This is a genomic window from Lipingzhangella halophila, assembly GCF_014203805.1.
In the GTDB taxonomy this organism is placed as follows: Bacteria; Actinomycetota; Actinomycetes; order Streptosporangiales; family Streptosporangiaceae; genus Lipingzhangella; species Lipingzhangella halophila.
In genome coordinates, this window is the sequence record NZ_JACHJT010000001.1 from 5,455,759 (window position 1) to 5,479,991 (window position 24,233).

The following is a 24,233-nucleotide window of genomic DNA, read 5'->3' on the forward strand; positions in this document are numbered from 1 at the left end:
CCCGCGGAAGTTCGCGGCCGCCGGAACCGGACGCCCCGGACGCACCCAGCTACGGACACATCCGCCAACACGCCGCCTTGACGTGCGATTATGTCGCCATTCGGGCCAGTTTCGGCCCTGGCACGGCACTGAGGAGCGTTCCGTTGCAGGCGCGGCACACCCCGGCACCACCACCCGCCCGGACCACCCGGATCTGGTCGAGGATCCTCCTCTCCGGGTTGTTCCTTTGGGTCGCGACCGTGCTGGTCACGTTTGTGACCGGAAACACGAACCTGGTACCGACGATCGTTCTCCTCGGGAGCTTCCTCGTTCCGGTGACCTTCGTCGCGTGGGCCTATGAGCGCGCACACGGGGACAACGTGACGGTGGAACTGCTGTTCTCCGCGTTCGTAACGGCCGGTGTCCTCGGTGTGCTCGGCGCTTCACTGCTGGAGCGCCTCCTGCTGCGCCCCTCTCCCGCGATGTTCATCGGTCTCGGCGCCATCGAGGAGGGGGCCAAGGTCGCGGCGCTCGTGTTCGTGGCTCGGCACATGACCCACCGGACGCCCCGCGATGGTCTGGTGCTCGGCGCGACGGCCGGGTTCGGCTTCGCCGCCTTCGAGAGTGCGGGCTACGCGCTCAACGCCTTGGTGAGTGAGCAGGGCCTGAACCTGCTCGCTCTGGTCGAGACCGAGATCCTGCGCGGACTGCTGACGCCGCTCGGGCACGGGCTGTGGACCGCCATCATCGGGTGCGTGCTGTTCGCCGCCTCGGCCGGCCGGAGGTGGCGGGTGACGCTCGGCGTGCTCGCGACGTTCGTCGGGGTGTCCCTGCTCCACGCGCTGTGGGACGCCGCGCACGGTATCGCGGTCCGGGTGACGATGGTCCTCACCAGCCTGCCCTGGCAGGAACGCGAGCTGCGTGCCGGACAGCTACCCGAGCTGACATCCGCGCAGGCGCACATGATCGCCCTCATGGACTGGGCCGGGCTGGCGCTGGTATCGGTCGCGGGTGTGCTGTGGCTGCTGTGGCTGTGGAGCCGCTGCCCGCGCAACGGCCACCCCGCCGGTTCCCGCGGCGGCGCGCAGCCGCAACGTGGCGCGCGGGAGGCCGACAGGCCGGACGGGGACGCCGGCATCAACGGTTGAACGCGCCAGTGAGCCACGCGTGTCCGGCGCGACGGCCGGCATGATCCGGGCCCGGCCGGACGTGAGCGGCGTCCCGACACGCGCGAACTCCGGGTGACCGGTGCAGAACATTCCGTCGCCGCCCTGCCACGGCGCCGCCCCGAGTAATTCGTGACACAACACTCCAAATGAGACACCTGACACCGACCCAAGGGCTCCCCTGAGACTCCAGGCGCCCGACAAAAACGAACTGAATTACTAAAAATGACTCCTGAGCTGGGAAAATGATGTCAACCACAACTTTCGCGTCGTCTCCGTATTGTGATGTGGGCTACATTAACCAAGCCCTCCCCCCTAGGGGGGAGTTACTGCTACGATCCGGAGCGCAAAGAATAACTGCGAGGTAACGACACCCTCTGGTTGCCTCGTTCTTTGCGCAGATCGCGGGGCAAAACCGATCCCGCAGCGCCTTCCCGCCTACAGGCGATGCCGGAGCGGTGTAGTTCCGCGTTCGGGCCGCGTGTGTGCCGTATCGACAGAGCGGCACATCAAGCGTGGTCCCCCCGAGCACAAGGAGACGTCGTTGAGCCACTGGCGCCTGAACAACCCCCGTGCCTGCCGTGTGAAATCGGCTCTGGCCAACCGGGTAAAGCACCGCCCGCGCCATGCCTTCTGCGCCGAGCGCGCCATCGCGGCCCTGTGGGACGAGTTGACTTCGGTATCGGCGCGTCCGATGTACCGCGCCGGAACAACTGACCTCGCTGTGATGTCGGTGCGCCGGGGGATCAACGTCTGGTGCCGCGATGGCAAGTTCTTCTGGAACGACGTCTTCGGCTCAATGGTCACGCACCCCGCCGACGACCCCGCTGGCGCCGCGGCCCGTCTCAAGCCCACCCCCCGCCGGCGCGTCTCCGAATCGGGCCGCCACGCCCTGAGCCTCGCCCCGGCGTAGCCACCGCCGCCCCCGCTCGGCCACGACAGCCACTCGCGGCAGCAGTCGTCGCGATGGGGACGTACAGCGGCCCGGTGTAGAACCACCGGTCGCATGCGGAACGGCCGGTACCCGGCACGGGGACGCTACTCGGACTCCTGTTCCTCGTTCCCGTCGCTGTTCTGCGCCGAGTCCCCGTCTTCGCTTTCCTCTTCCTGCTCTTCTTCCTGTTCCTCTTGTTCCTCGCGCTCCTGTTCGGCCTCCTGCTCGGCCTCCGAACGCGCGGCCGCGCGTTCGGTGCACACCTCGGCCGCGGGGGCGGATACACCGTCCACGGCGACGACGGAGAAGCAGTACTCGGCCACCGTGTCATCTGTGGTCACCTGGGCGACCTCAGCACCAGGGCCGGTCCGGGCCAGGGTCACGGGATCATGGCCGGCCATCCCCCCGACAACGAAGTAGCTCGCGGTTCCACCGGAGTTGTCCGTCCACTGGACCTGGACACTACTGAGGTTGTCCTCCAGCACGACCTCGGTGGCCTCGGGGACGTCCGGGGGTTCCTCCGGAGCCGGCGAGGGAGATGACTCGGGCTGGTCGCCCGGTTCCTCATCGTCGGCGTCTTCCGCGCCGGCCGCGCCGGCCGCGTCGTCCGCGCCATCCTGCTCCGCCGCGGCCACGGGTCGCGGACCTTCCCCGTTCAACCCTGGACCGGGGTTCATCGCCGCCACCACCGACACGGCACCCGCGACGACGACGATCGACGCGACGGCGGCAGCGATATGGAGGTGCCGGCGCCAGCGGGGCGCGTTGCGGGGATCGAGGTCACCGTAGTCGGGCCCGTCCTCGCCGCCGTGCGCGTCCCGGTCGGCCAGGTCAGGCAGGGACAGGGTGTTCGCCCTGCTGGTCCATCCCTCCAGGCGGATCCACCCGCGCTGGGCGAAGAGGTCCTTGTTCAGCGTCACGCCACGCAGCCGCGCGACCAGATCGGCCGTCAGCCCGATCGTGTCCTTGCTGTTTCCTTCGAGGCCGCTGGTGTAGAGCCCGGCGCCCTCTGGTGAACGGGGTGCCTCGGCCGGTCTCGCGGCGGGCTCGTGCGATCGCCTCGCGTCCTGACCGGGCCGCTTCCCGCGTCCGGGATCGACCGGCTCCGAGCTGCGTTGCGGCGGATCGGGCGGAGCCGACGGATGGTTCGGCGGCGGTGGCGCCGGAGGCCCACCCGGAGAAGGCGGCGCAGCAGGCTGCGTATCCGGACGGCGGCGCCTGACGCCCCCTCTCAGCGACGTCGCCGAGGTGTCCGTGTCCGGCGGTCGCGGGGGCTCCGGCGCCGGAGGGCGTGTCCCAGTGCCCGGCTGGTGAGCGGTCGGCGGCGCGACGGAGGCGGAGGGGGAAGCGGCCTCCGGGACGGCCGTCGACCGGTAGCCCGTTCCCGCCCGTTCCAGGGCGACCTCGAACTCCCCCGGTGTCGCGTGCCGTTCGGCCGGGTCCTTGGCCATGGCACGCGCGAGCACCTCGCTGAGTTCCCGAGGCGCGTCCGCCCGTGGAACAGGAGGGACGGGCGTCCGCACCGCCCGTTTCGCGTAGGTCTGCGGATCGACGGAACTGCCGTCCGCATCGAAGAAGGGCGGCCACCCGGCCAGCAGCGTCCACAGTGTGGAGGCGAGTTGGTAGGTATCCGAGGCCGGCCCGGGCGGGGTGCCGCGCAGTATCTCGGGTGGAGCGTGCAGCACCAGGTCTGAACTGGTCCGCAGTTTCGGGGGCGGTACGCCGATCTCCGCGGTGGCCCCGAAGTCGGTGAGCACCGCGGTGTCGCCGGCCCGCAGGATGTTGCTGGGGGCTACCTCGTTGTGCAGCACACCCTGCCCGTGCATCACTTCCAGCGCCCCCGCGACCGCGCGGCCCACCCGGACCGCCTCGTACACCTGCGGCAGCGCCCCCTGGCCGCGGAGGATGTCGATGTAGGAACCATCGGGGTAGAAGGGCATGACCGCGACCGGCGCTCCCGACGCCGCGCGCGCTATGTCCAACAGCGGCACGACACCTCGGGCCCCGCCCAGGTCCCGCAACCATGTGGTCTCGTGGAGCCCTTGGGTTTCCTCCATCACCTTCAGAGCGACGGTCACTTCACTGCGCTCGCTGACCGCCCGGTACACCTGAGCGTTCCGGCCGCGGTAGGCGAGCGTGAAGGAGTGGAATCCGCGCACCAATTCGGTGGACCGCTCTCCACCGGACATCTCTGTGCTCTCTTCCCTCGTCGCAACACGCCGGATCGTCCGCGCTCGGGCGGCGCGCTACGTGGGCGTTGTATCGAACCGGAGCTGACCGGATGAGGCCAGTGCCCTTATTCGGCCGGGGTCTGTGGGGCGGGGAGCCCGCGACCGCCCGGAACGGGGCCCATCTGGCGCTCCTCGTTGACCTCCTGCTGCTTCTCGAACGCCGCGGCTACGGCGATTCCACCGCAGATGATCGCGATGAGGATGACACCGCCGATCAGCGCGGGCCAGACGCGTTGCCGGCGGCGCCAGTACCGGCTGGAGCCGTAGAGCAGCGCCGCGCGCAACTGGCGGCGGCGCAGGGCGTCAGCCTGCAGCAGGTACTGCTCAGCATTGGGGGTGAAGCGGAACGCTTCCGGAACCATCGGGTCGGCGTCCGTGGACGCCGGTTCCCGGGTGTGCGGTGGTGCTGGCGAGGTCACGGAGGAAAGGTCAGAACAGGTTGTTCAGGTGCTTCGACAGCTTGGCGTAGTTGTTCGACGCGCTGTCGGTGGCGTCGATCAGCTTGGCGAACGCGTTGTTCACCGCGGAGAACTGGCTGTCGAACTCCTCGGCTTTAGCCTTGAACTGCTCGTTCCCCGACCCTTCCCACTTGTTGACCGTGCTCTCGGACTGGGTCTGGATCTGCTCCATGATGCCCTGGAACCGGGACAGATGCCCCTGCTGGTCAGCGGAGAGCTCCTGCAGTCCCCCAACGTTGCCGTATACCTCGTACCCCGACACGAGCCCTCCCGTTGTTTCCGCTGTTCTCGCTGGTCAGGAATTCACAATTGGCGGATTCAGCCGTTGATCGGCCGTGCGAGACCACCCAGTTCCCGACCGGTCCCGCCGAAGTCGTCACCGGATTCGTTGTCGGTCCAGTTGACCTGCTGCTGCCCCTCATTCAGCTTGATTCCGTTATTGCTGCACCAGGTCATGAGCTCTTCGAAACGGTCCGTCAACTCGTTGCGCGCCTCACGGAACTTCGTCAGCGCGCCGCCCTGGAGGGAGTCCGCGTCCCGCTCCAAGTCCTGAATGAGGTTGTTGAGCTGCGAATACAATCCCTCGGACTCAACGCCGAGATCCTCTCCGCCCTTCGACAGGGCATCCGATTCTGTCAGACCAACGTGATCGGACATGGCCGTTCCCTTCCGGTGAGCAGCAGACTGACCAGCGGATATACGCGGATCCAAAGGTCACGGAGTATCTGCCGACACGTCCATTACCGACGCAACCCCCGTGATTGCGCTGAGTGGCGACGTTAATATCCTCACGTAACCCGGTCAACGAGGGGCCACTGGCCGCTCACGGAACCGACTGGCGGCCCGCAGGGGGCCTGTGATAGCGCTACGGCTCGCCAAAGTCGGCGGAGGACGGGGGATGACTTGGGCACCCTTCGACGCCGCCTATCCCGGCAATCCAACGAGGGGACCGCGCCATGAGCAGCAACGAAGTCGGAATGAACGTCGAGGACGCCTACGAGAAAGGCGCGGGCGCTGAAGAGTACGCGGCAGGTTTCAAGGGCCTGGAAGCGGACTTCGAGGACATCCTCGTCTCGGCATCCAGCAGCTCCGGTAACGACCCCGGTGTCGTGGGCTGGAAGAAGTTCCTCGAATCGCAGGGCGAATACATGGACGACGTCTCCAAGCACGGCCAGTCCATCGGCAACAATACCCAGTCTGCCGCGAGCCAAGGCGGTCAGAACGACGAGGAATCCGGTTCCGACTTCGCGGGCGCGTCAGCGTCGGGAGACCTTCCACTGGACGTCAACAATTCGAACGGACGCGATCACGGCCGTCGATAGCCCACCGGCCGACTGGGCGAACTAGGGGAAACACTGATGGCAAGCTTCTCACCGAAGGAATGTGACGCCAACGTCGGGGGCCTGCGGAGCAACTCCGACGAAATAGTCGGGCTGATGGAGCGAATCACCGGAAAATCCGGGGATCTCAAGGAGCTCTTCAATGACTCCGCGACGGAGTTCTCGGACCTCGTCGCCGACGACCTGAAGTCGGTCGCCGAGGAGAACCACGGCGCCTGGAAGAAGTCCCTACTGGCCTGCGAGGTCGCGCGGGCGGTCATGGACAAGTGGGCTGACGATGTGGAGTGGTATAGGAACCAGATCGCCAACTTGCAGGAGGACTGGGACAGCGGAATCAGCGCCGGCCGCGGTACTTCAGAATCCGAAAGGGAAGAGAAAAAGGAAGAAAAAGCCGAGGAACTCAACGAAAAGGCCAACGAGAAGTGGCGGGAGCTGAAGCGCCGTGCCGACGAGAACAGCGAGATGCTGGAGGACGGCCCTAGCGGTGACCTCACACCACTCTTCGATGCCGGGGTTCTGGGATGGTCTGCCCACAACCTCACGGGCGAATCCAAGAACATTCCCGCGAACAGGGAGCGTGCAGAGAAGTACGCCCGCGACCTGGAGCCATATCTCAACGGAGACAAAGAGCCCGATGAGAAGTACCATGAAATGGTCGCATTCCTCGCGAGTATGAACAACAGGGCGATCGATCAAAAGGATCAGGGAAACAAGCTCAGCTACCAGGAGATCAACTTCCTGGAGGCTCTCTATGAGAACCTTGACGATCCGGATTCCGACTATGCGACTTCCCTTCTGGGAATCTCCGAAAAGCTCGACGGCGACAAGAGTGATCTCAGTAAGGACGATAAAGAAGATCTGCTGTCCGCACTCGGCGGCAACATTTTGGCGTTGTCGGACGAAGACCTCGGTGGCGGTTACTCCCGTCTGCCCGATGGAGTTCAGCAGGTAACGGAGGGTCCCGATTCCTATAGCCAGTCCAGTGCTTACGGCGGGGAAAGCAGCGACGGGTACGAGTACACCAGATGGCTAGAGAACGCTGAGGGCCTCGGCGGCCTACTCAGTCACGCCCCCAAAGTTGACGGCGAGCCCATGGAAGGCGGAACAGACTTCTCCGCCCACCTGACCACAACTGTCGGACACGTGGCCGATGAGTCCTCAAAAGGTAGCTACGACAGTCCCGGTTCCGACGAGGTAAAGGGCGGTCGCGACGGTGCCGTTCTCGGCTCTCTTCTTGACGCGTCCACCGTCAACAAGGACGCAAACTTGATGGTCCTGACGGGGCAGGACGACAGCTCTGAATATACGCATCCGCAGTTCGGCGACGTAGACCCGTCCGGCACTCTCGGAGGACTGTTCACCTACGAGTGGCCCGACGACGGTAAGTCCGTGCGCGGCCTGACCGACTGGATCGCCGACGACGCGTCAAGCGAAGACAAGGCCGTTCGCCAGAGGGCCGGCGACGCCGCCGCCGGTCTCATCGAGCACACCACCACGAACGAGATGTTCAACCACCTGACTGACACGGGAGTCGAGGTCGGTGACGACAAGGATGCGGCGTTCACTCAGTTCAACCCTGAGATCGGAGAAAGCCTGACCAACATATTCTTCGCTCACATCGATGATTTCGGACGCGACTATGATGGCGGGTACGAGTATAAATCTGGCGACACTCCTGACGATGATAAACTCCTCCTTGACTCACGAGGTCGCGCCCATTACCTGCAATACCTTGTGGCCGACGAAAATTCTGCGGAAAACGTGGTCGGCGCAGTTGAGCTACATAATTTAAATGCTATAGACGACTACATCAACAACGAGGCGACCGCAGACGGCGATGGGGATCGAAACGGACGCCTCAAAGGGCTTCTCGACTCCGCAATCTCCAACGAGATAATGGGCCGTCTAGAAGATAGCGAAATTGCACACAAAGAAGAAGAAGAGCTAAAAAAGAAAGGAATGGAAAAAGCCGCCGATCTTGCACTGGGAAACGTTCCTGGATGGAACCTCTACGGGAGTGAGGTTAAAGGTTATGTGGGGGACATACTTGCAAGCCGACCGGGAGACGGTCAACCTGAACCCATCTCGGGCAACCTGGAAAATGCCCGGGATATTCTAGATAACAGCGCAAGCAGCAACTCATTGGAGACTAGACTGGTAGCACTTAATGCCCTTGAAGAAAGAGGTGATATTGATGCCGAGGATGTTAGCCCGGAATTGAGAGACGAGAACGGCATAGTCAGGTCTCTAAATCAACTTCCACAAGAAGATTGGGGTGATATCAGCAGCACGGCAGGAGACGACCTGGAGAGCGTCTGGGTCAGGCTTCCCCACCTGGACCCCGAGGGTAGATTTTATTATGAAGACATAAACGAGGTCCCTCATGGCGATGACAGATACTACAACAACGGGAGAGAATACGTCGATCGTTACGCTGACAAATACTGGGATGGATATACCGATTACATTGACAAGCATCGAAGCAATACGTGGGACGATTACCAGGACTTCGCGGAGGGGAAAGATATAAATGGACTTCCCCGTTAACGAATAGTAACGAACCTAGTTATCAGGAAGTGCAAGCCCGAATGAATAAGAGAATATATCTCTGGGCCTGGACATCGGCCCTTGGTGCAGCCGCGATCATCGCCTTACTAGCGACCCCGTCTACGGGCTTCAAGCCGCAATCGTCAGACGAAAGAAAGGTTGTTTGTGCATCCGCTCTGTCTGCGGGGTTCCCTAGAGGAGGAGGATCCGAGCGATGGGACGAGGACAATGGAATTATCGGCGACCACGCCGCCGTGAACAATGCCTGCGATGCCCGAAGGACAGAGCGCCTTTCCTGGGCACTGCTGATCGCGGTCCCGACCTCCGTGATCGCGACCGTCACTATCCTCCGCTGGCCCCGAAAACCCACCGACGCCCCCGACCCAGAAAAGCACGAGGAATAACACCCAAGCGCCGATCTCGGGACCTTCCCGACCACGAGTGGCTCTCTCGGGTTCAGCGCTCCGGGTCCCCCTCACCCCTCACGCCGTCAGGGCCGCCACCCAGTGGAACAGGCCCATCGCCCAGGCGGTGACCCCGCACATGGCTATGACGACCACGATCTCCACCGCGTTGAGGGTGCGGCGCAGGGAGGCGCGCGGGACATCGGCGAGGCGCACTCCGCTGAGCACCGCTACGGCGGCGCCGGCCGCCAGGATCAGGGCCGGGAGCCAGGGGGCGATCGCGGGGAGCGGGCCGATCGAGCCCAGTGCCGCCACGCCCAGCCCGAGTACGCCGCCGAGTCGCAAAGGAAGTACATGGCTGATCCGGTCGAACAACCGGGACCGGAAGACCATCAGCAGCGACACCAACGCGGCGAGCAGCAGATCGGGCAGCGCACCGCCGACGACCACCAGCAGCGGCACGGCAGCGGTCACGCTGACCGCGCCGCCCAGCACCATGCCGAGCAACAGGCGGTCGCTACTGGTGAGGTCCTCCTCGAAGCGTTCGGTATCGACCTGGCCGACCTGCCGCACCTCGTAGTCCAGCCCGGCGAGCCCGCCCATCGCCAGTGCGATCCGGGGAAGCACGCCCACGCCGAGCACCAGCAGCACCACGACCGCCCGCACCCCCTGGGCGGCGTCGACGAAGATTCCCACCGCGGCCAGCACCCCCGCGGCCACGGTGACCACCCCGATCGCGGCGAGGTAGACCAGCCCCAGTTCGTCGATCATCCAGCCGATCGCGGCGATGACCAGGGCACCAATACACGCGAAAGCCGCGAGGACGAGCGGCTGGGGCGCCCCGCTCAGTAGGTCGACCGCGAGCACCGCCGTTCCGGCGCCCCACAGGCAGGCAGCGCCCAACACCACATGTCCGATAGTGGTCATGGAGCGCTGCCCCGCGTACCCCATGAGACCGAGCGACATCAGGGCTCCCAGGGCAGCGACACTGACGTTCGCCCCAGCGGGCCGCAGGTACATCATGACCGCCAGCACGGCCAAGGGGCCGATTGCGGCCAGGAGCAGTCCGAAGGCGAATGTAGTCGACGGCCGCCAGATGTGGGCGGACTCGTCGATGCGGTCCTCCACCGCCCCGCGCACATCGTCCACCTGCGCCGGACGGTCCCGGGCCGTCTCGCGATGGAGCAGCAGGACGTCACCGTCGACGACCCCCTGGCTTTCCAGGGAGACCTCGGGCTGGACGGATTCGCCCCTGGCTGTGGTCAGCGCCCACCCCGCGGAATCGGTGCCTTCGGGGTCGGGCGAGCAGACCCAGATCACCTGCGGAAGGATTGTCGCCACCGGCACCGTTCCCGGCAACGCCAAATCGGCCCAGCGCTCGGGGCCGGTCACCGTCACCCGGCAGTATCCACTCACGTCCGTATTGTCCTCTTTGGCGGGGATTGAGGCACCAGCGCGGAGCACACATGTCCGCGGTTGTCGAATTAGCGTGCCTTCCTGTTTTTCGGGATTATTACCGTAGCAACTCCGCTACGCTTCGCTTCTTAGGCGCCCGAAAGAGTTCGCATTGGCGACGACACTGGTCCACCGCCCCGCGCGGCACTCCGTCCCCGATCCCGGCACCGCTCCACTCGTCATCGCGCCACCTCCGCAGCTTCCGGAGAACCCGCCAGCGACCAGCTCGGTCGCGATGATCATCATGCCGATCATCACGGGGTCGGGGTCGCTGTTGATGACGATCACGCTCGGCCACCGGCCGCTGTACGCCGCGGCCGGGATGCTCGTAATGGTCGCCAGTGTGGCGGTCGGCATCGTGATGTTCGTAGCCCAACACAACGGGCCCCGCAAACGCATCCGCGAACAGCGGGAACGCTACCTGGACTACCTGGACCAGTTGCGCGAGACCGTCCGCGACGTCGCCGCGACCCAGCGGCGCGGCAGTGCCCACCGGCACCCCCCGCCTCACCTGCTCGTGGAACCCGCCCGGCTGCCGGCCCGCCGCTGGGAAAGGCGGGCCGTGGACCCGGATTTCCTCACGTTGCGCGTCGGCATAGGCGACCGCCCACTCGCGCGCCCGCTCAGCCTGAAAGTGGACACCTCCTCCCCGTTAATCGTCTACGACCCCGTCTGCCAGGGACTCGCCGACCAGATCGTCGAGCTCTACGCGAGCGTCCCCGAGGAGCCGCTCGTTCTTCCGCTGCGCGACCTCGGTGTCGTTTCCGTCGTGGGCGACCGCGCTGCCGGCCGCGGCCTCGCGCGCGGGCTCATCGCGCAGCTGGCGACGTTCAGCGCTCCCGAGGACGTGCGAGTCGGCGTGGTCCGGCACTCGCGGCTGCTCCCCGAGTGGGACTGGCTCAAGTGGTTGCCGCACAACGAGTTCGAGGAGGCGACCGACGGTCCGCTTCCGGCCCGTCTGGTCACCGGCACCACCATGGAGATGGCAGACCTGCTCGCCACCGAGATCGAGCAGCGCACTCTTGACATGCAGCGCCGTCGCGGCCAGCCGCCGGGCCCCGGAACGCGGCGGCTGGTCGTGGTGGTCGACGGCGAGTTCCAGTCCACGCTGTCCGGCCTGGCCGCCGAGCCACCGGTGAACTCCCTGGCCGACCTCGGCATCCACCTGATCGTGCTGGTGGGCGAGCGTCGCGAGGAGCCGGAGCACGTGGACATGCGACTCCACGTCTCCGAGAACGGGGACCTCGCGGAAGAGACCACCGAAGACGACACGGGCGCCGCCGCCCCTTTGAAGGGTCGGGCCGACCGGCCGAGCGTCGCGCTGCTCACCACCCTCGCCCGGACCCTCTCGCCGCTGCGGCTGGCGGCGACCGACGGTGCCGACGCACTGCACGCCACCGTCGACCTCCCGGAGGTCCTCGGTGTCCCGGACGTCGCCCGGCTGGACACCAGGACCACGTGGCAGCGCCGCAGCGCCGGGGACTTCCTTCGGGTGCCCATCGGAATCGGGCCGTCCGGCAACCTGGTCCTGTTGGACCTGAAGGAGTCCGCGTTCGGCGGTATGGGCCCGCACGGCCTGGTCGTGGGCGCCACCGGTTCCGGCAAGTCGGAGATGCTGCGCACCCTGGTCGCGTCGCTGGTGATCGGGCACTCCCCCGAGCATCTCGCGTTGCTTCTGGTGGACTTCAAGGGCGGTGCCACGTTCGCCGACACCGACCGGCTGCCGCACAGCGCCGGGCTGGTCACCAACCTCGTCGACGACGACGGGCTCGTCCTGCGGTTCCGCGAGGCGATGTACGGCGAGCTGACCCGGCGCCAGCAGATCCTCAAGGACGCCGGAAACCTGCCGAACCTGCACGCCTACGAGGAGAAGCGGGCGGCCGGACGGGAGGATCTGGAGCCTCTTCCGCACCTACTGGTGATCATCGACGAGTTCTCCGAGCTGCTCACCGCGCACCCCGATTTCGCCGAACTGTTCGTGGCTATCGGCCGCATCGGCCGGTCCATCGGGGTGCACCTGCTGCTCGCGACGCAGCGTCTGGACTCCGGCAAGATCAAGGGACTGGAGTCGCACCTGTCCTACCGGATCGGGCTACGCACCTTCTCCGAAGCCGAGAGCCGCGAGGTCATCGGGGTGGGAGACGCTTACCACCTCCCCCCGGAACCCGGATCCGGCTACCTCAAGGTCGACACCTCGGTCTTCGAGCGGTTCAAGGCCGCGATGGTCTCCAACCCCTACGTGCCCCCTGCCGAAACCACCAGCAAGGACGACCCGGTGGCCCCCGTGATCTCCTACAACGGGTTGGGGGAGCTGCTGATGTCCGTACCCGACGACGACGGCTCGGGGGACGCGGCGAAAGGCGCCGACGAGGCGGTACGCAGCACCCTCCAGGTCACGGTGGACCGGCTGGTGGACGCCGGAGCGCCCCCGGTGCGTCCGGTGTGGCTGCCGCCGCTGCCCCCGGAGCTTCAGCTGGACGCGGTGCTGGAACACGTGCCCGGCGGCGAGGACGACAGTGCGGGCGCGGTGGAGCCCGATCCCGCCGAGATACGGGCCGTCATCGGGCTGACCGACATACCGCGGGAGCAACGCCAGAAGCCCACCACACTGGACTTCGCCGGCGGCGACAGCAACATCGTGGTGCTGGGCGGGCCACAGACCGGCAAGTCGACGCTGCTCCGGACCCTGACCACCAGCCTGGCCTGGCGGTACCCACCGGGGCGCATCGCCGTATACGCGATCGACTACGGCGGCGGCGGGCTGAACACGCTCGAAGGACTCCCGCACGTGGCGGGCGTGGCCGGCCGATCCGACCCCGAACGGGTGCAGCGCGTCCTCTCCGATGTCCGTTCCCAGCTCGACCAGCGCGAACGGATCTTCCAGCACGCCGGGCTGGACTCGCCCGCGGCGCTACGCCAGGCCCGGGCGAACGGGACGGTGCCCAAGGGCGTCGTCGGAGACGTCTTCCTGCTGATCGACGGCTGGTCGTCGGTGCGGGAGAGCTTCGACGACGCCGACAGCGCGCTGCTCGACATCGTCTCGCGCGGCCCGTCCCTGGGCGTGCACACGGTGGTGACCGGAGCCGCGAGCTCGCAGATCCGCAGCAGGCTGCAGGCGCTGTTCGGGGGGCGGATCGAGTTCCGGCTGACGGACGCGTTCGACTCCGGAATCGGGCGCAAGCTCGCCGAAGAGCTGCCCAAGGAGACCCCAGGACGGGCGCTGCTCGCCGACGAGAACATGGCGCACGTCGCGTTGCCCCGCATGGACGGTCGCGCCGCCGACGACGACCTCGGCGCGGGAGTACGCGATCTCGTCGCTCGGATCGGCAACCGCTGGACCCAGCGTCCAGTGCGGCAGGTGCGCACCCTGCCCGACACGGTCGAACTGGACGAGCTGGTGCGCACGCACAGCGGGCCGGGACTGGTTATGGGAATGGCCGAACGGGACCTGGCGCCGGCGGCGATGCTGCCCGACGAAGACCCTCATCTGGTGGTGTTCGGCGACCCGCAGTCCGGGAAGAGCACCCTGCTGCGCGGCCTACTGCGTCAGTTGATCCAGCGGCCGGGCCGCGAGCTCGGGATCGTGCTGGTCGACTACCGCCGCGCCCACCTCGGGCTGGTCGGCGAGAGCCACCTGCTCGGTTACTGCACTGGGGCACAGCACACCAAGGCCATCGCCACCGACCTCGCCAGTTCGCTCCAGGAGCGGCTGCCCGGCCCGGACGTCACCCCGAAGCAACTGCGCGAACGCAACTGGTGGACCGGCCTGGAGATCTTCGTCGTGGTGGACGATATGGACCTCATAGCGGGCCGCTCCAGTCCGCTCGCACCGCTCGCGGAGTTCCTGCCCCAGGGGCGGGACATCGGCCTGCACATGATCGCCGCCCGCCGGACGGGAGGTACCTCCCGTGCCGCGTTCGAACCGGTGCTGCAGTCCCTCGGCGACATGGCCACTCCCGGCATGCTGTTCTCCGGGGATCGCTCTGAGGGGCGGCTCGCGAACGGGATACCGTCGCGGCAGCTCCCGCAGGGGCGCGCGCTACTCGCCCGGCGCGGCCGGCCGCCGGAACAGGTCCAGGTGGGGTGGAGCCCGCCACCGGAGTGAGGCGGCGAGTCGAAACCGCGGCACGGACGCGGGGATGCGAACGGGGGGTGACGTGGAAGTAACCCGAAGGCGCCGACGTGTGCACCGCATGGGGCCGCTGCCCGGTGTGGTCGCCGGTCTTCTGGTGCTGGCCACCGGCTGCGGCGCGCTCGGCGAGAACGGTGGGAACGCCGGGGCGGCTGCCGACGGGGAGGTAGCGACGGAGTTGTCCGGACTCGCGTTGCTGCACCGCGGATACGGCGGCGGCGACCCGGAGCAGGACCAGGCCCTCGTCTTCCACGATCCGGAGACCGGCGGGGAGACCGCGGCCGTGGAACTCCCCGAAGGCGCCGTCGACCCGATGGCGCCGGAACTCCCCGCTCACTCGCTGTTCTCGGCGGACTGGCACTACTTCGCCCACGCGAGCCCCGATTCAGGCGCGATGGAACTGGCCGCGCTCGCCGAGGACGGCTCGGCGTACGAGGCCGCGGCGACGCTCGAACCCCCGGAAGACCAGACGTGGGGCGATCCGCGCATCTCCGGCGATCGCCTGTGGTTCACCGCCGAGAGCACCGGCGAGGGGCAGGAAGGCACGCGGGTGCTGTCGGTGGCGCTGGACGAGACGGAAGGAACACCGAACCAGGAGGGGGCGCTCCCTCTCGACGCGAACGGCCAACCCAGCGACTGGGCGGTGGATCCGGACGACGAGCTGTACATCCGGGAACAGCAGCAGACCACCCAGGTGGGTGGCGGCAACGGTGATCTGGTTGTGCGCGAGAGCGGAGACAACGTCATGAACGCGACCCTGACCACAAATGGAGAACAGTGGCAGGACCTGGGCGCCTCCCCGGCCTGGGGCGGAGACAGCATCGTGGTGGGACCGGTGGATGCCAACGGAGAGGTCGCGGAGGAGCGGGCCGGTGCGCACCTCGTCGCACTCGATGAGAACAGGCAGGGTTTCGAGAGCACCGAGTTACTGGGAGGCGGTGACGCCCCGGTCCTGCAGCACGCGCCCGCACCCAACCGCGATGCCCTCCTGCTGCAGAGCACCAGTGCCTGGCACCGCGTCGACATCGGCGACGACGGCGGGGCGGGCCAAGCCGAGGAGCTTTTCCCCTCCCCTCGCGACACCTCGATGGCGGGCTACCCGCTCGTGGTCCGCTGGAGCGAACCGGAAGGCTGACCGGGGACGCGTCGACGAGCGGCGACACGAGCAACGCCCGGCAGGCGCGGCACAGTCCAGTAAGGACGGTCTTCGGTAGAATGCGCCAGAGCACCGTCCTACGCGACGATTGGTGCCCCATGGCGCACGAGCACCCGGAAATGCCCGACAACGAGCAGACCCCCACGATCGACACCAGCGTTCCGCATTCCGCTCGCATCTGGAACTACTGGCTCGGCGGGAAGGACAACTTCCCCTCCGACCAGGCCGCCGGCGACGAGATCCGCCAGGTCTTCCCGGCGATCGTCGAGGATGCCCGCGCCGTCCGGGCGTTTCTCAACCGCGCGGTGCGCCACCTCGCCGGGACGGCCGGGGTTCGCCAGTTCCTGGACGTCGGCACCGGCCTGCCTACGGTCAACAACACCCACGAGGTCGCCCAGTCGGTCGCGCCGGAGTGTCGCGTCGTCTACGTCGACAACGATCCCCTCGTGCTGGCGCACGCCCGCGCCCTGCTGGTGGGCAGCCCTGCCGGCACCACCGCCTACATCGACGCCGACCTGCGCGATCCCGAGTCCATCCTGCAAGGGGCGGCCGAGATCCTGTCCTTCGACGAGCCCATCGCGCTCATCCTGATGGGGATCCTGGGGCACATCACCGACAACGAGGAAGCGCGGGGGATCGTGCACCGGCTCATGGACACCCTGCCGCCGGGCAGTTACCTCGTCATCTCCGACCTCACCAACGAAGTCAACGGCGAGGCGGTGGACAAGGCCATCCGGTACTGGAACGAGAACAGCTCGAACCCGCGGGTGAACCGTACTCCGGACGAGATCGCGCGCTTCTTCGACGGCCTGGAGGTTCTCGAGCCCGGTGTGGTCTCCAGCTCACTGTGGCGCCCCGAGATCACCGGCCCCCCGCCGGTGGACGACTTCGGCGCCGTCGGGTACAAGCCGTGACCTCCGTCAGTTGAACGACGCGGTTCGCCGCGGCGCGGGTGGTCCCGTACCGGACATCCGCCCGCCTCGCCGTCAGTCCCGCCTTCCGGCGCCCGCGGCGCCGGCGGCCAGGGCAAGGAAAAAGCACGCGAACCACAGCGCTCCGGCCGCGCCAAGGGCGCCGGCCACGGCGCCCGCCCCGGCCGGAAGGGCCACCTGGCCGACGCGGTTCGCCCACAGCCGCAGGGCGAGCGCGGTACTGCGGGCGTCACTGGGAACGGCCATCACCACCGCGGTCATGGTCAGCGGCTGGCCGACACCGAGCAGGAACCCGCCGATCGCCAACGCGCCGGCCATCGCGGCCGGGCCGCTCCACGGGAGGCTGACCACCGCGAGCGCCCCTGCCGCGCCAAGCGCGCTGGTGACAATGAGGGTCCTGCGCGACCAGCGGGTGAGCAGGTGGGACAGCAGCAGCCGCGAGAGGATGGAGCAGCCGGCGCGCAGCCCGAGCAGCACGCCAACCGCCGACGGTGCGATACCGCGGTGTTCGGCCACCAGCGGCAGGTAGGCGGTCAACAGGTCAACGGCCGACAGCAGGGCCAAGCTGACGAAGAGCCCGGACGGCACGCCGGGCCTGCGCAACAGGCTGCCGATGGGCGAACGGGCCGTGGCACCGCGCTCGCGCTGCGCGGGCGGCTTCTCGCCGCCGGCCAGCCACAGCCCGATCGCGGCGGGAATGCCGCACGCGGCGGCGCCGGCCGCGATCAGCAGGGCCAGCGAGGTCGCGCCCTGCAGAGCGGCGCCGGTCGCCTCGCCCAGCAGGAACCCGGCCGCCAGCGGCCCGGCCATCTGCCCGACCGCGGCACCGGCCGTGAACCAGCCGAAGTTGCGATCCATCTCGGACTCGTCGGAGAACCGCGCGACCAGCCCTTGCCCGGCGACCATGAAGATGATGTGACCCAGCCCCAACGCCGCGCTCGCGCTCGCGATCATGCCCAGCGAATCGGACCCGGCCAGCAGAACGGGCCCAAGGGCGAGGAACGTGATCCCGAGCACGACGATCGGCGCCAGGCGGGGAACACGGTCGGTCAGCCGGCCGAGTGGAAGCGCGATGACGAGCGGGAGTAGCGCGTACGCCGCGGTGATGAGCCCGATCGCCAGCGCGTCACCACCCTGGGAGATCGCCCGGTAGGAGATCAGGGGCCGCGCCAGGTTGAGGGCGGTCTGGGTGCAGATCACGCACCCGACCAGCCACCACAGCCACCGTGGGGCCGTGGGCCCGGTCGGCCATCGGAGCTGGAGCCTAGGACTCATGGCAGATATTCATCAGGTCATCGGATAACACCGGAATCGCCTCTCTCGTCCGCTGCTTTCCCGCTGGACTCGCGCGGGCCGCGATCCGCTCCGGACGCCGGCGGCAGCCGCGGGCGGGGTCTAGGGTCAGTTTCGTGGAGTGCTCAGCCGCCGGGGTTCCGGAGGATCCGAAGGTTCCCGGCTATCCGGGCGCCCGCGAGCCTGCGAGCCCAAAAACACTTCGGGCGCCGCCGGGGTTCTGGAGGGTCCGCAGGTGTGAGAGCGAGGAACGAGCGACCACACCGGAGGATCCGAAGGTTCCCGGCTATCCGGGCACCCGAGAGCCTGCGAGCCAGGGCAACATCTCCCAACCCGGCGCGGGTCACGCTTCGACCTCGACCTGTGTCCCGTGCACCGGACCTCGGGCGAGGGTGTCCAGGATGGTGCGCAGCGTGCGGCCCAGGTGGCGGGTGAGCTCCTCCGCGGCGTCGCCGGGACGCGCCTCACCGATCGCCGCGCACATCCGCAGATGCTCGCCCAGGGAGTCCACCAGGTGCCCGGTGTCGCTGTGGGCGACATTGCGGAGCCGGGTCGTCTGGCCGCGCTGGTCGGCGATGGTCCGGGCCAGCGGCTCATTAGGGGTGGCGGCGATCAGTTCCTGGTCGAAGCGCTCCGCCAGGGCGTAGAACGTGCCGGCGTCTGCCGCCTGGTTCGCACGCGGCGCCGTGTCCCGCACCGACTCGAACTCCGCCAACAGGTCACGGAACGGCCGTAGCAGCTCGGGGCGGGCGCTGCCGTCGCGGGCCACCATCCGCGCGGCCGCGGGCTCCAGCACCATCCGGAACTCGAACAGTGCCCGCACCCCGCCCAGGGAGATCGGCGCCACCCGGGCGACTTCGCCGGGAGCGGAGTCGACCAGGCCTTCGCGGGCGAGACGGCGGATGGCCTCGCGTACGGGGGTGCGGGACGCCCCGATCCGCCCTGCCGCTACCACCTCGCTCAGGCGGGTGCCGGGCGGCAGGTGCAGTTCCTCTATCTCGCTCTTGAGTCGCTGATAGACGCTCTCGGTCTTACTGGTCTCCCCGGCCATCCGCACTCGCCCCTCGGTTACCGCCCCGGGCGGCACAGGTATCTCGACGTCAAGGCACAAGGGTACCGGTGCGGTATCCCGAACGGGACACTGGCCTGTATACAGCACAATGACCAGCGGCGAGTATCGCCGGGTGGCACGCGGCGGACCGATTGACATCATCTCTCATGCCGTCTCCACCTCCCGTGCGACCGCCCGCCAGTGCTCTCCGCGCGCTGCGGACCGAACGCGAGCCAACGCTTCCCCAGCATTTTGGCGTTCGTGGACCAACGCGGGACCGAATCCGGCCACCCACCACCGGATTCCCACCGACCTGCGAATGTCCGCCTTCCTCCGCCGCTCAGCCCCTCGGATGCGACCCCAACCCCGGTCTCAATCCGTGCGAACTCCATTACGCACCGATACTCCCATCCGGACTGACCGGACGACCCATCTGTGAACAGCCCTCCGCAAGTTCGGTGCGACTCAGTTCGAATCTGATCCGGGTAGCGCGGGCTGGTGGACGAAACCACCACTCGGCCCTGCTCATTCAGAATACTTCGAACCAGAAACCGAATCACTGAAGAAAATGGGTCGGATCATCGCCGGACGGAGCTGATCTAAACGGAGACGAAACGACCTGGCTCACACGAATTCTCTGCGGAACAGCTCTCGTTATTATATCAGGATGCAGAATAATCGGAATAGGCCCCATGAGCGGCACACTCAACCAAGAGCAAGCACTCGAACGCGTCGAACAACACATCGGAAACGCCACAGCCAACCTGCCCGACTCGCTCCACACCGAATCATTGGGCGTCATCGACGGCGCAAGCTGCGACGACCCGACCGACAACGGACCAAAGGTCCGAATCATAGTCAGTCACAAGTACTGGCTGGACGGCCTACAACCCGAAGACAACGAACACCACGCGGAACTCCTCCACCAACACTGGACCAACAACGGATACACAGTACTCACCGATGATCGCCCAGACGAGATCTACATTTCGGTAGAAAACAACGAAGACGGATTCCGGATGTCACTGCAAGAGAGCGCGGAGGGCAGTCTCTCGCTCGGCGCCTCCTCGCCCTGCATCTGGCCGAACGGAAGTCCCGAATAGCATGAGCGACGCCGGAAACAGGCAGACTTTCGCCGCTCCGCACCAAATTTATGGGCACCCTGGCCGTACACCGGAAAGGTACATAGACGGTTCGTCAATCCGCTTGGCAACGGTGTCCGGTACGCGCGCGATCCAATTCCCGGGCACGCGGCTCACGGCCAGCACGGCCACGCGACACGAGTAACCCGGGTGGCCCCATCCCCCACGGCTGGGCCACCCGGGTCCTTCCTCGTTGGTAACCGGCTACCGGATGGGCACTCCGGCGATCTCGCCGAACTCACCGGCGTGCAGGGTCATCTTCTCGACATCCTGCGAAGGCGCCGGGAAGATCGCGATCGTCCGGTAGTCCTCTCCGGGCTGCAGCTCGTGCACCTCCTCGGCGAAGCCCTCGTACTCGTCCTCGCCGAGCTTGAGCTGGGACACGTACCGCACGACGTCGCTGTCCGACTCGCTGAGTACGAACCCGCCGAGCGTGCCCTCGTTGTACTGGGAGGGGCCGCCCGGGATCTCCGCGTCCGCACCCCCGATCTCGGGTTCAACCGGCTCGTCGGTGGTGTTGTTGAACGCGACCGTGCCGATCAGGTAGGCGCCGTCGCGGGTCAGCGGGTAGACGTCGAGCTGCACGTCGTCCTTGGTCACGCTCTCGTGGATCTCGCCGTCGTCTTCGTTGTAGGCCGCGGGCGCGGAGACGTGGCGCTCCGCCGCGTCGAGGCCGCCCTCGCTCTCCTCGCTGCCGCCGCCAGTGTTGACCTTATAGGTGAACTCGACCCGGCGGTTCTGGGCGCGCGCCTCCTCGTCGTCGGAGCCGCCCTCCTCGGCGATGGGCTCCTCGCTGCCCCGCCCCTCGGTGGTCAGGGAGTAGTCCGAACCGAGGTCGTCCGCCAGCAGCTCCTGCACGGTCTCGGCGCGCTCCTCGGAGAGTGTCTGGTTGTAGTCGTCGCTCCCCTTGCCGTCGCTGTGCCCGACGATGGTGATCTCCTCGACGTCCGATCCGAGGTTCGTCCGCATCGACTCCGCGGCCTGCTGCACGACATCCTCGGCCTCGTCGGTCAGCTCCGCCTCGTCGAACTCGAACATCACGTCGGCGTTCAGCGCGATGGTCTCCTCGTCACCGGACCGTGTGGTGGAGGCGACGTCGCTGTGCACAAACTGCTCCAGGTTCAGCGGACGTGCCTCGATGTCGGCCGGCGGCTCGTCGTAGGGGTAGTACACCTCCGTACCCTCAGGGATGTCGGAATCCCAGGTGTCCGGGTCGATGTACTCGTCGGCGTTGGGTTCCGGCTGCTCGCTGATCTCGTCCACGTGCTCCACCGGAATACCGGTCATGGCGCCCATGCCGCTGCCGGTGAACGTGAGGGTCTCGACGTCCTCCGGCACGGGCGGGAAGTACCTGCGGACCATCTGCGGCGCGCCCTCGTGGATGGGCATCCACGGCGAGTCCTCCTCGAAGTAGGTGCCGTAGGCGCGCTCGTTCTCCTCGTCGACCAACTGCTCGTACACCAGGCCCGACTCGGAGTCCACCATCCGCGGCGGCGAGGTCAGGTCCGTTACCTCCCCCTCCAGGGGCTCCAGAACGTTCTCGTAGCTGTCGAGCACCATGTACTCGTCGGTGCTCTCCAGACCCACGATTCCGTACTCCATCTCGACATCGTCGCCCGTGTCGAGGAAGATGCGGCCCTGCTTGACATAGGGGAACTCCGGCTCCGGGGCCTCCTGCTGCTGCTCTTCCTCCTGCTCCTTGTTCTGGTTGTCGTCCTGGAAGCGTTCCAGATTGTCAACCACAGCGCAGCCGCTGAGCAGCAGCCCGCCAGTGGCCAGCACACTGACCGCACCCAGAGAGGTTCTCTGTGCCATGAGGGGACTCCGCATCGTGTCGTTTGGGGGATTCATCCGAATACGACGCTCGCGACAGCGTTCCGGTTCTTGATGCGGGCCCCAAAGTTGATCGCGTCCAGTCACGGAGCAACCACGCTCCGGCTGTGCCCACGTAGCGGATGCCGGACCGCGGGCCTGGTGAGCGGCCCGCTGGCGTTGGAGCCCTACGCCCTGTTCCACCCAGGACGGCGGCCGGTGAACGCGACCAACCGGTCGCTCGGGCCGGCTCCGCGCGGCACACTCACCGGCTGGGCGAACCGCACAGGACGGTCGGCATCCGTGATGAGCACGGGCACCACGTGGAGCAGCTCCTCGGCGAGCCGGGGCGGAACCGGCAGCTCGTGCCCGCAGGCCTGGGCAACGTCCCACCCGTGCACGGCCGCCTCGATCGCCCCGGCGCTCGCGGCGACGCTCATGGGCAGCGGAGAGCCCGCGACCGACAGAAGGGCCGGCGTGTCCAGTTGGGCCCACGCCCCCAGCGCCCGGCTGGCCCGCCTGCGGACGGTCTCGGCGGCGCCGGTAGCGGACTCCGCGTCGTGGGTTTCGGGGTCGATCCGCCCATCCTCGGCGACCGCACACAGCGCCGCGAACGAGTCGCCCATGTGCCCCAGCAGCACGCGCAGCTCCCACTGCGCACAGGGTGTGGAACAACCCAGCGCCTCCGCCGTGACCAGGCTGAGGCTGCCCAGGGTGTAGCCAACGGCACGTTCGAGCAGGGCAGTAGCGCCCAGCAGCGCGCCGGGCGGCTCCGGAAGGGTCATCGCTGCCCCGGGAATCTAGGGCTGTCGCCGCCACGGCATCGCCGGGGCGGTCATGGGCAGCCCGAAGGCGGGGAACAGGGTGGTGTCGAAGAACGCGGCCACGTGCGAGACGCCTCCGCGGGTCACGGTGAGCACCTGGAGGTGGAACGCCTGGTGCTCACCGTTGCCGTCGCGCATGTACAGTCCGAACGCCGGCTGGCCGTTCGCCGTGGTCGGGATCAGCAACTGGTCGCCCGGGCCCTGAGCGGGGCAGTTGGTCGCGATCAGCCGGCCGATGTTCTCCGCCCCCCGTGTCCAGGTCAGGAACGGCGGCATCTCCCAGACGGCCTCGGAACTGAACAGCTCGACCATCGCGGCAACGTCGTAGTTCTCGAACGCCGCGACATAGCGGTCGAGCAGCTCGCGCTGCTCCCGCTCGCCGGGCTCGGCGACCTCGTCCTCGGTGGGCATGACGTTACCGAGCTCGGCTCGGGCGCGCTGCAGCAGGCTGTTGACCGCCGTGGTCGACGTGTCCAGCGCTTCGGCGACCTCGGCAGCGCGGAACCGGAGGACATCGCGCAGTACGAGCACCGCCCGCTGCCGGGGCGGAAGGTGTTGCAGGGCGGCGACGAACGCCAACCGGACACTCTCCCGCGCCACGACAACGGTTCCCGGGTCGGAGTCATCGGCGCCGACCACCGCGTCGGGAACCGGCTCCAACCACGGCACCTCGGTCCGTTCGACCAGCTCACCCTCCGGGTCGGGGGTCGGTCCCCCCAACCCGGTCGGCAAGGGCCGCCTGCCGCGGCTCTCCAGCGCGGTCAGGCACGCGGTCGTCGCGATCCGGTGCAGCCAGGTCCGCAGCGACGAGCGCCCCTCGAAGCGTTCGTAGGCGCGCCACGCCCGCAGGTAGGTCTCCTGGACCAGGTCCTCTGCGTCGTGCACGGAGCCCAGCATGCGATAGCAGTGCGCCATGATCTCGCGCCGGTACGGATCCGCCAGGGTGGAGAAGCTCTGGTCGGCAGCGTTGTCTACCACAGTTGTCAACACTACGCGTCCTGTACGACAGAAAGCACGTTTCCGGCCGGGTCGGTGAACCACGCGACCAGTGGGTACTCGCCGCGGACGACCCCCTTCTCGTCGTGCTCGAACGCGTCGTAACGCAGCAAGCGCACGCCCCGCCGGCCCAACTCGTCGACCGCAGCGTCGATGTCGTCCACCGGGAAGTTCAGGATGGTGAACGACGCCGGGGTGTGGTCGGGCTTTGGGTAGACCAGGATGTCCTGGTCACCCGCGATGTGCAGGGTGAGGAGCCCGTACTTTTCCATCCCCGGCACGTCGGACCCCCTGATCCCGAGTGTCTCGCTGTAGAAGCTGCGCGCCACCTCGGTGTCGTCCACCGAGAAGCCACTGAACGCCTTCGTGTTCGTGAACATG

At 67.3% G+C, this 24,233-nt stretch carries 19 protein-coding genes; 8 read left to right on the forward strand and 11 right to left on the reverse strand.

From position 1 onward, the window contains the following. Positions 1-143: 143 nt before the first annotated feature. The gene (locus F4561_RS24760) at positions 144-1,127 is read left to right on the forward strand and encodes a PrsW family intramembrane metalloprotease (RefSeq protein ID WP_246437277.1); all 984 of its coding nucleotides are present in this window, start codon (positions 144-146) and stop codon (positions 1,125-1,127) included. Positions 1,128-1,689: 562 nt separating this feature from the next. Continuing rightward, positions 1,690-2,058, forward strand: a complete 369-nt coding sequence (locus F4561_RS24765) for a hypothetical protein (protein WP_184582156.1) — start codon at positions 1,690-1,692, stop codon at positions 2,056-2,058. Between the two features lie 125 nt (positions 2,059-2,183). Here F4561_RS24765 and F4561_RS24770 read toward each other — a convergent pair whose 3' ends face one another. The 4 genes from F4561_RS24770 to F4561_RS24785 all read right to left on the reverse strand — a co-directional run bounded on the left by F4561_RS24770 (position 2,184) and on the right by F4561_RS24785 (position 5,425). After that, positions 2,184-4,268: a serine/threonine-protein kinase gene (locus F4561_RS24770; protein ID WP_184582158.1), complete on the reverse strand. Its 2,085-nt coding sequence runs from the start codon at positions 4,266-4,268 to the stop codon at positions 2,184-2,186. Positions 4,269-4,375: 107 nt separating this feature from the next. Next, entirely contained in the window at positions 4,376-4,729 is a 354-nt protein-coding gene (locus F4561_RS24775; protein WP_376773681.1) for a hypothetical protein, read from the reverse strand. A 10-nt stretch (positions 4,730-4,739) separates the two neighbouring features. Further along, positions 4,740-5,030 (reverse strand): WXG100 family type VII secretion target, encoded by a 291-nt coding sequence (locus tag F4561_RS24780; RefSeq protein WP_184582165.1) that lies wholly within the window; start codon positions 5,028-5,030, stop codon positions 4,740-4,742. Positions 5,031-5,086: 56 nt separating this feature from the next. Then, a complete protein-coding gene (locus F4561_RS24785; protein WP_184582167.1) occupies positions 5,087-5,425 on the reverse strand; it encodes a hypothetical protein in 339 nt (112 codons plus the stop codon). Between the two features lie 299 nt (positions 5,426-5,724). On the opposite strand from F4561_RS24785, the gene F4561_RS24790 reads away from it, so the two are divergent. Together F4561_RS24790 and F4561_RS24795 are read left to right on the forward strand one after the other, a co-directional pair. After that, positions 5,725-6,090 (forward strand): hypothetical protein, encoded by a 366-nt coding sequence (locus F4561_RS24790; RefSeq protein ID WP_184582169.1) that lies wholly within the window; start codon positions 5,725-5,727, stop codon positions 6,088-6,090. A 114-nt stretch (positions 6,091-6,204) separates the two neighbouring features. Beyond that, positions 6,205-8,655, forward strand: a complete 2,451-nt coding sequence (locus tag F4561_RS24795; RefSeq protein WP_184582171.1) for a TPR repeat domain-containing protein — start codon at positions 6,205-6,207, stop codon at positions 8,653-8,655. A 482-nt stretch (positions 8,656-9,137) separates the two neighbouring features. On the opposite strand, the gene eccD is transcribed toward F4561_RS24795, so the two are convergent. Continuing rightward, positions 9,138-10,475, reverse strand: coding sequence for a type VII secretion integral membrane protein EccD (gene eccD, locus F4561_RS24800; protein WP_312885521.1), 1,338 nt, complete (start codon positions 10,473-10,475; stop codon positions 9,138-9,140). Between the two features lie 274 nt (positions 10,476-10,749). Here eccD and eccCa point away from each other — a divergent pair, with 274 nt between their 5' ends. From eccCa to F4561_RS24815, 3 genes are all read left to right on the forward strand, one after another. Next, a complete protein-coding gene (gene eccCa, locus F4561_RS24805; RefSeq protein WP_246438003.1) occupies positions 10,750-14,619 on the forward strand; it encodes a type VII secretion protein EccCa in 3,870 nt (1,289 codons plus the stop codon). Between the two features lie 88 nt (positions 14,620-14,707). Further along, entirely contained in the window at positions 14,708-15,781 is a 1,074-nt protein-coding gene (locus F4561_RS24810) for a hypothetical protein (protein WP_376773705.1), read from the forward strand. Positions 15,782-15,921: 140 nt separating this feature from the next. Continuing rightward, positions 15,922-16,716: an SAM-dependent methyltransferase gene (locus F4561_RS24815; protein ID WP_184584134.1), complete on the forward strand. Its 795-nt coding sequence runs from the start codon at positions 15,922-15,924 to the stop codon at positions 16,714-16,716. A gap of 72 nt (positions 16,717-16,788) precedes the next feature. Here the strand turns inward: F4561_RS24815 and F4561_RS24820 are convergent, their stop codons facing one another. Both F4561_RS24820 and F4561_RS24825 read right to left on the reverse strand, forming a co-directional pair. Further along, positions 16,789-18,009 carry an MFS transporter gene (locus tag F4561_RS24820; RefSeq protein WP_184582175.1) on the reverse strand — a complete coding sequence of 407 codons (1,221 nt, stop codon included), beginning with the start codon at positions 18,007-18,009 and terminating at the stop codon, positions 16,789-16,791. 361 nt (positions 18,010-18,370) lie between these two features. After that, entirely contained in the window at positions 18,371-19,078 is a 708-nt protein-coding gene (locus tag F4561_RS24825) for a GntR family transcriptional regulator (RefSeq protein WP_184582177.1), read from the reverse strand. 692 nt (positions 19,079-19,770) lie between these two features. Between F4561_RS24825 and F4561_RS24830 the strand changes: the two genes are divergently transcribed. Continuing rightward, positions 19,771-20,181 carry a hypothetical protein gene (locus F4561_RS24830; RefSeq protein ID WP_184582179.1) on the forward strand — a complete coding sequence of 137 codons (411 nt, stop codon included), beginning with the start codon at positions 19,771-19,773 and terminating at the stop codon, positions 20,179-20,181. A gap of 243 nt (positions 20,182-20,424) precedes the next feature. On the opposite strand, the gene F4561_RS24835 is transcribed toward F4561_RS24830, so the two are convergent. From F4561_RS24835 to F4561_RS24850, 4 genes are all read right to left on the reverse strand, one after another. Then, on the reverse strand, positions 20,425-22,035 hold the full coding sequence (locus F4561_RS24835; RefSeq protein ID WP_184582181.1) for an OmpA family protein: 1,611 nt from the start codon (positions 22,033-22,035) through the stop codon (positions 20,425-20,427). A 185-nt stretch (positions 22,036-22,220) separates the two neighbouring features. Continuing rightward, positions 22,221-22,817, reverse strand: coding sequence for a TIGR03086 family metal-binding protein (locus tag F4561_RS24840; protein ID WP_184582183.1), 597 nt, complete (start codon positions 22,815-22,817; stop codon positions 22,221-22,223). Between the two features lie 15 nt (positions 22,818-22,832). After that, positions 22,833-23,843, reverse strand: a complete 1,011-nt coding sequence (locus F4561_RS24845; protein ID WP_184582185.1) for a sigma-70 family RNA polymerase sigma factor — start codon at positions 23,841-23,843, stop codon at positions 22,833-22,835. Positions 23,844-23,845: 2 nt separating this feature from the next. Then, positions 23,846-24,232 (reverse strand): VOC family protein, encoded by a 387-nt coding sequence (locus F4561_RS24850; RefSeq protein WP_184582187.1) that lies wholly within the window; start codon positions 24,230-24,232, stop codon positions 23,846-23,848. Position 24,233 lies beyond the last annotated feature (1 nt).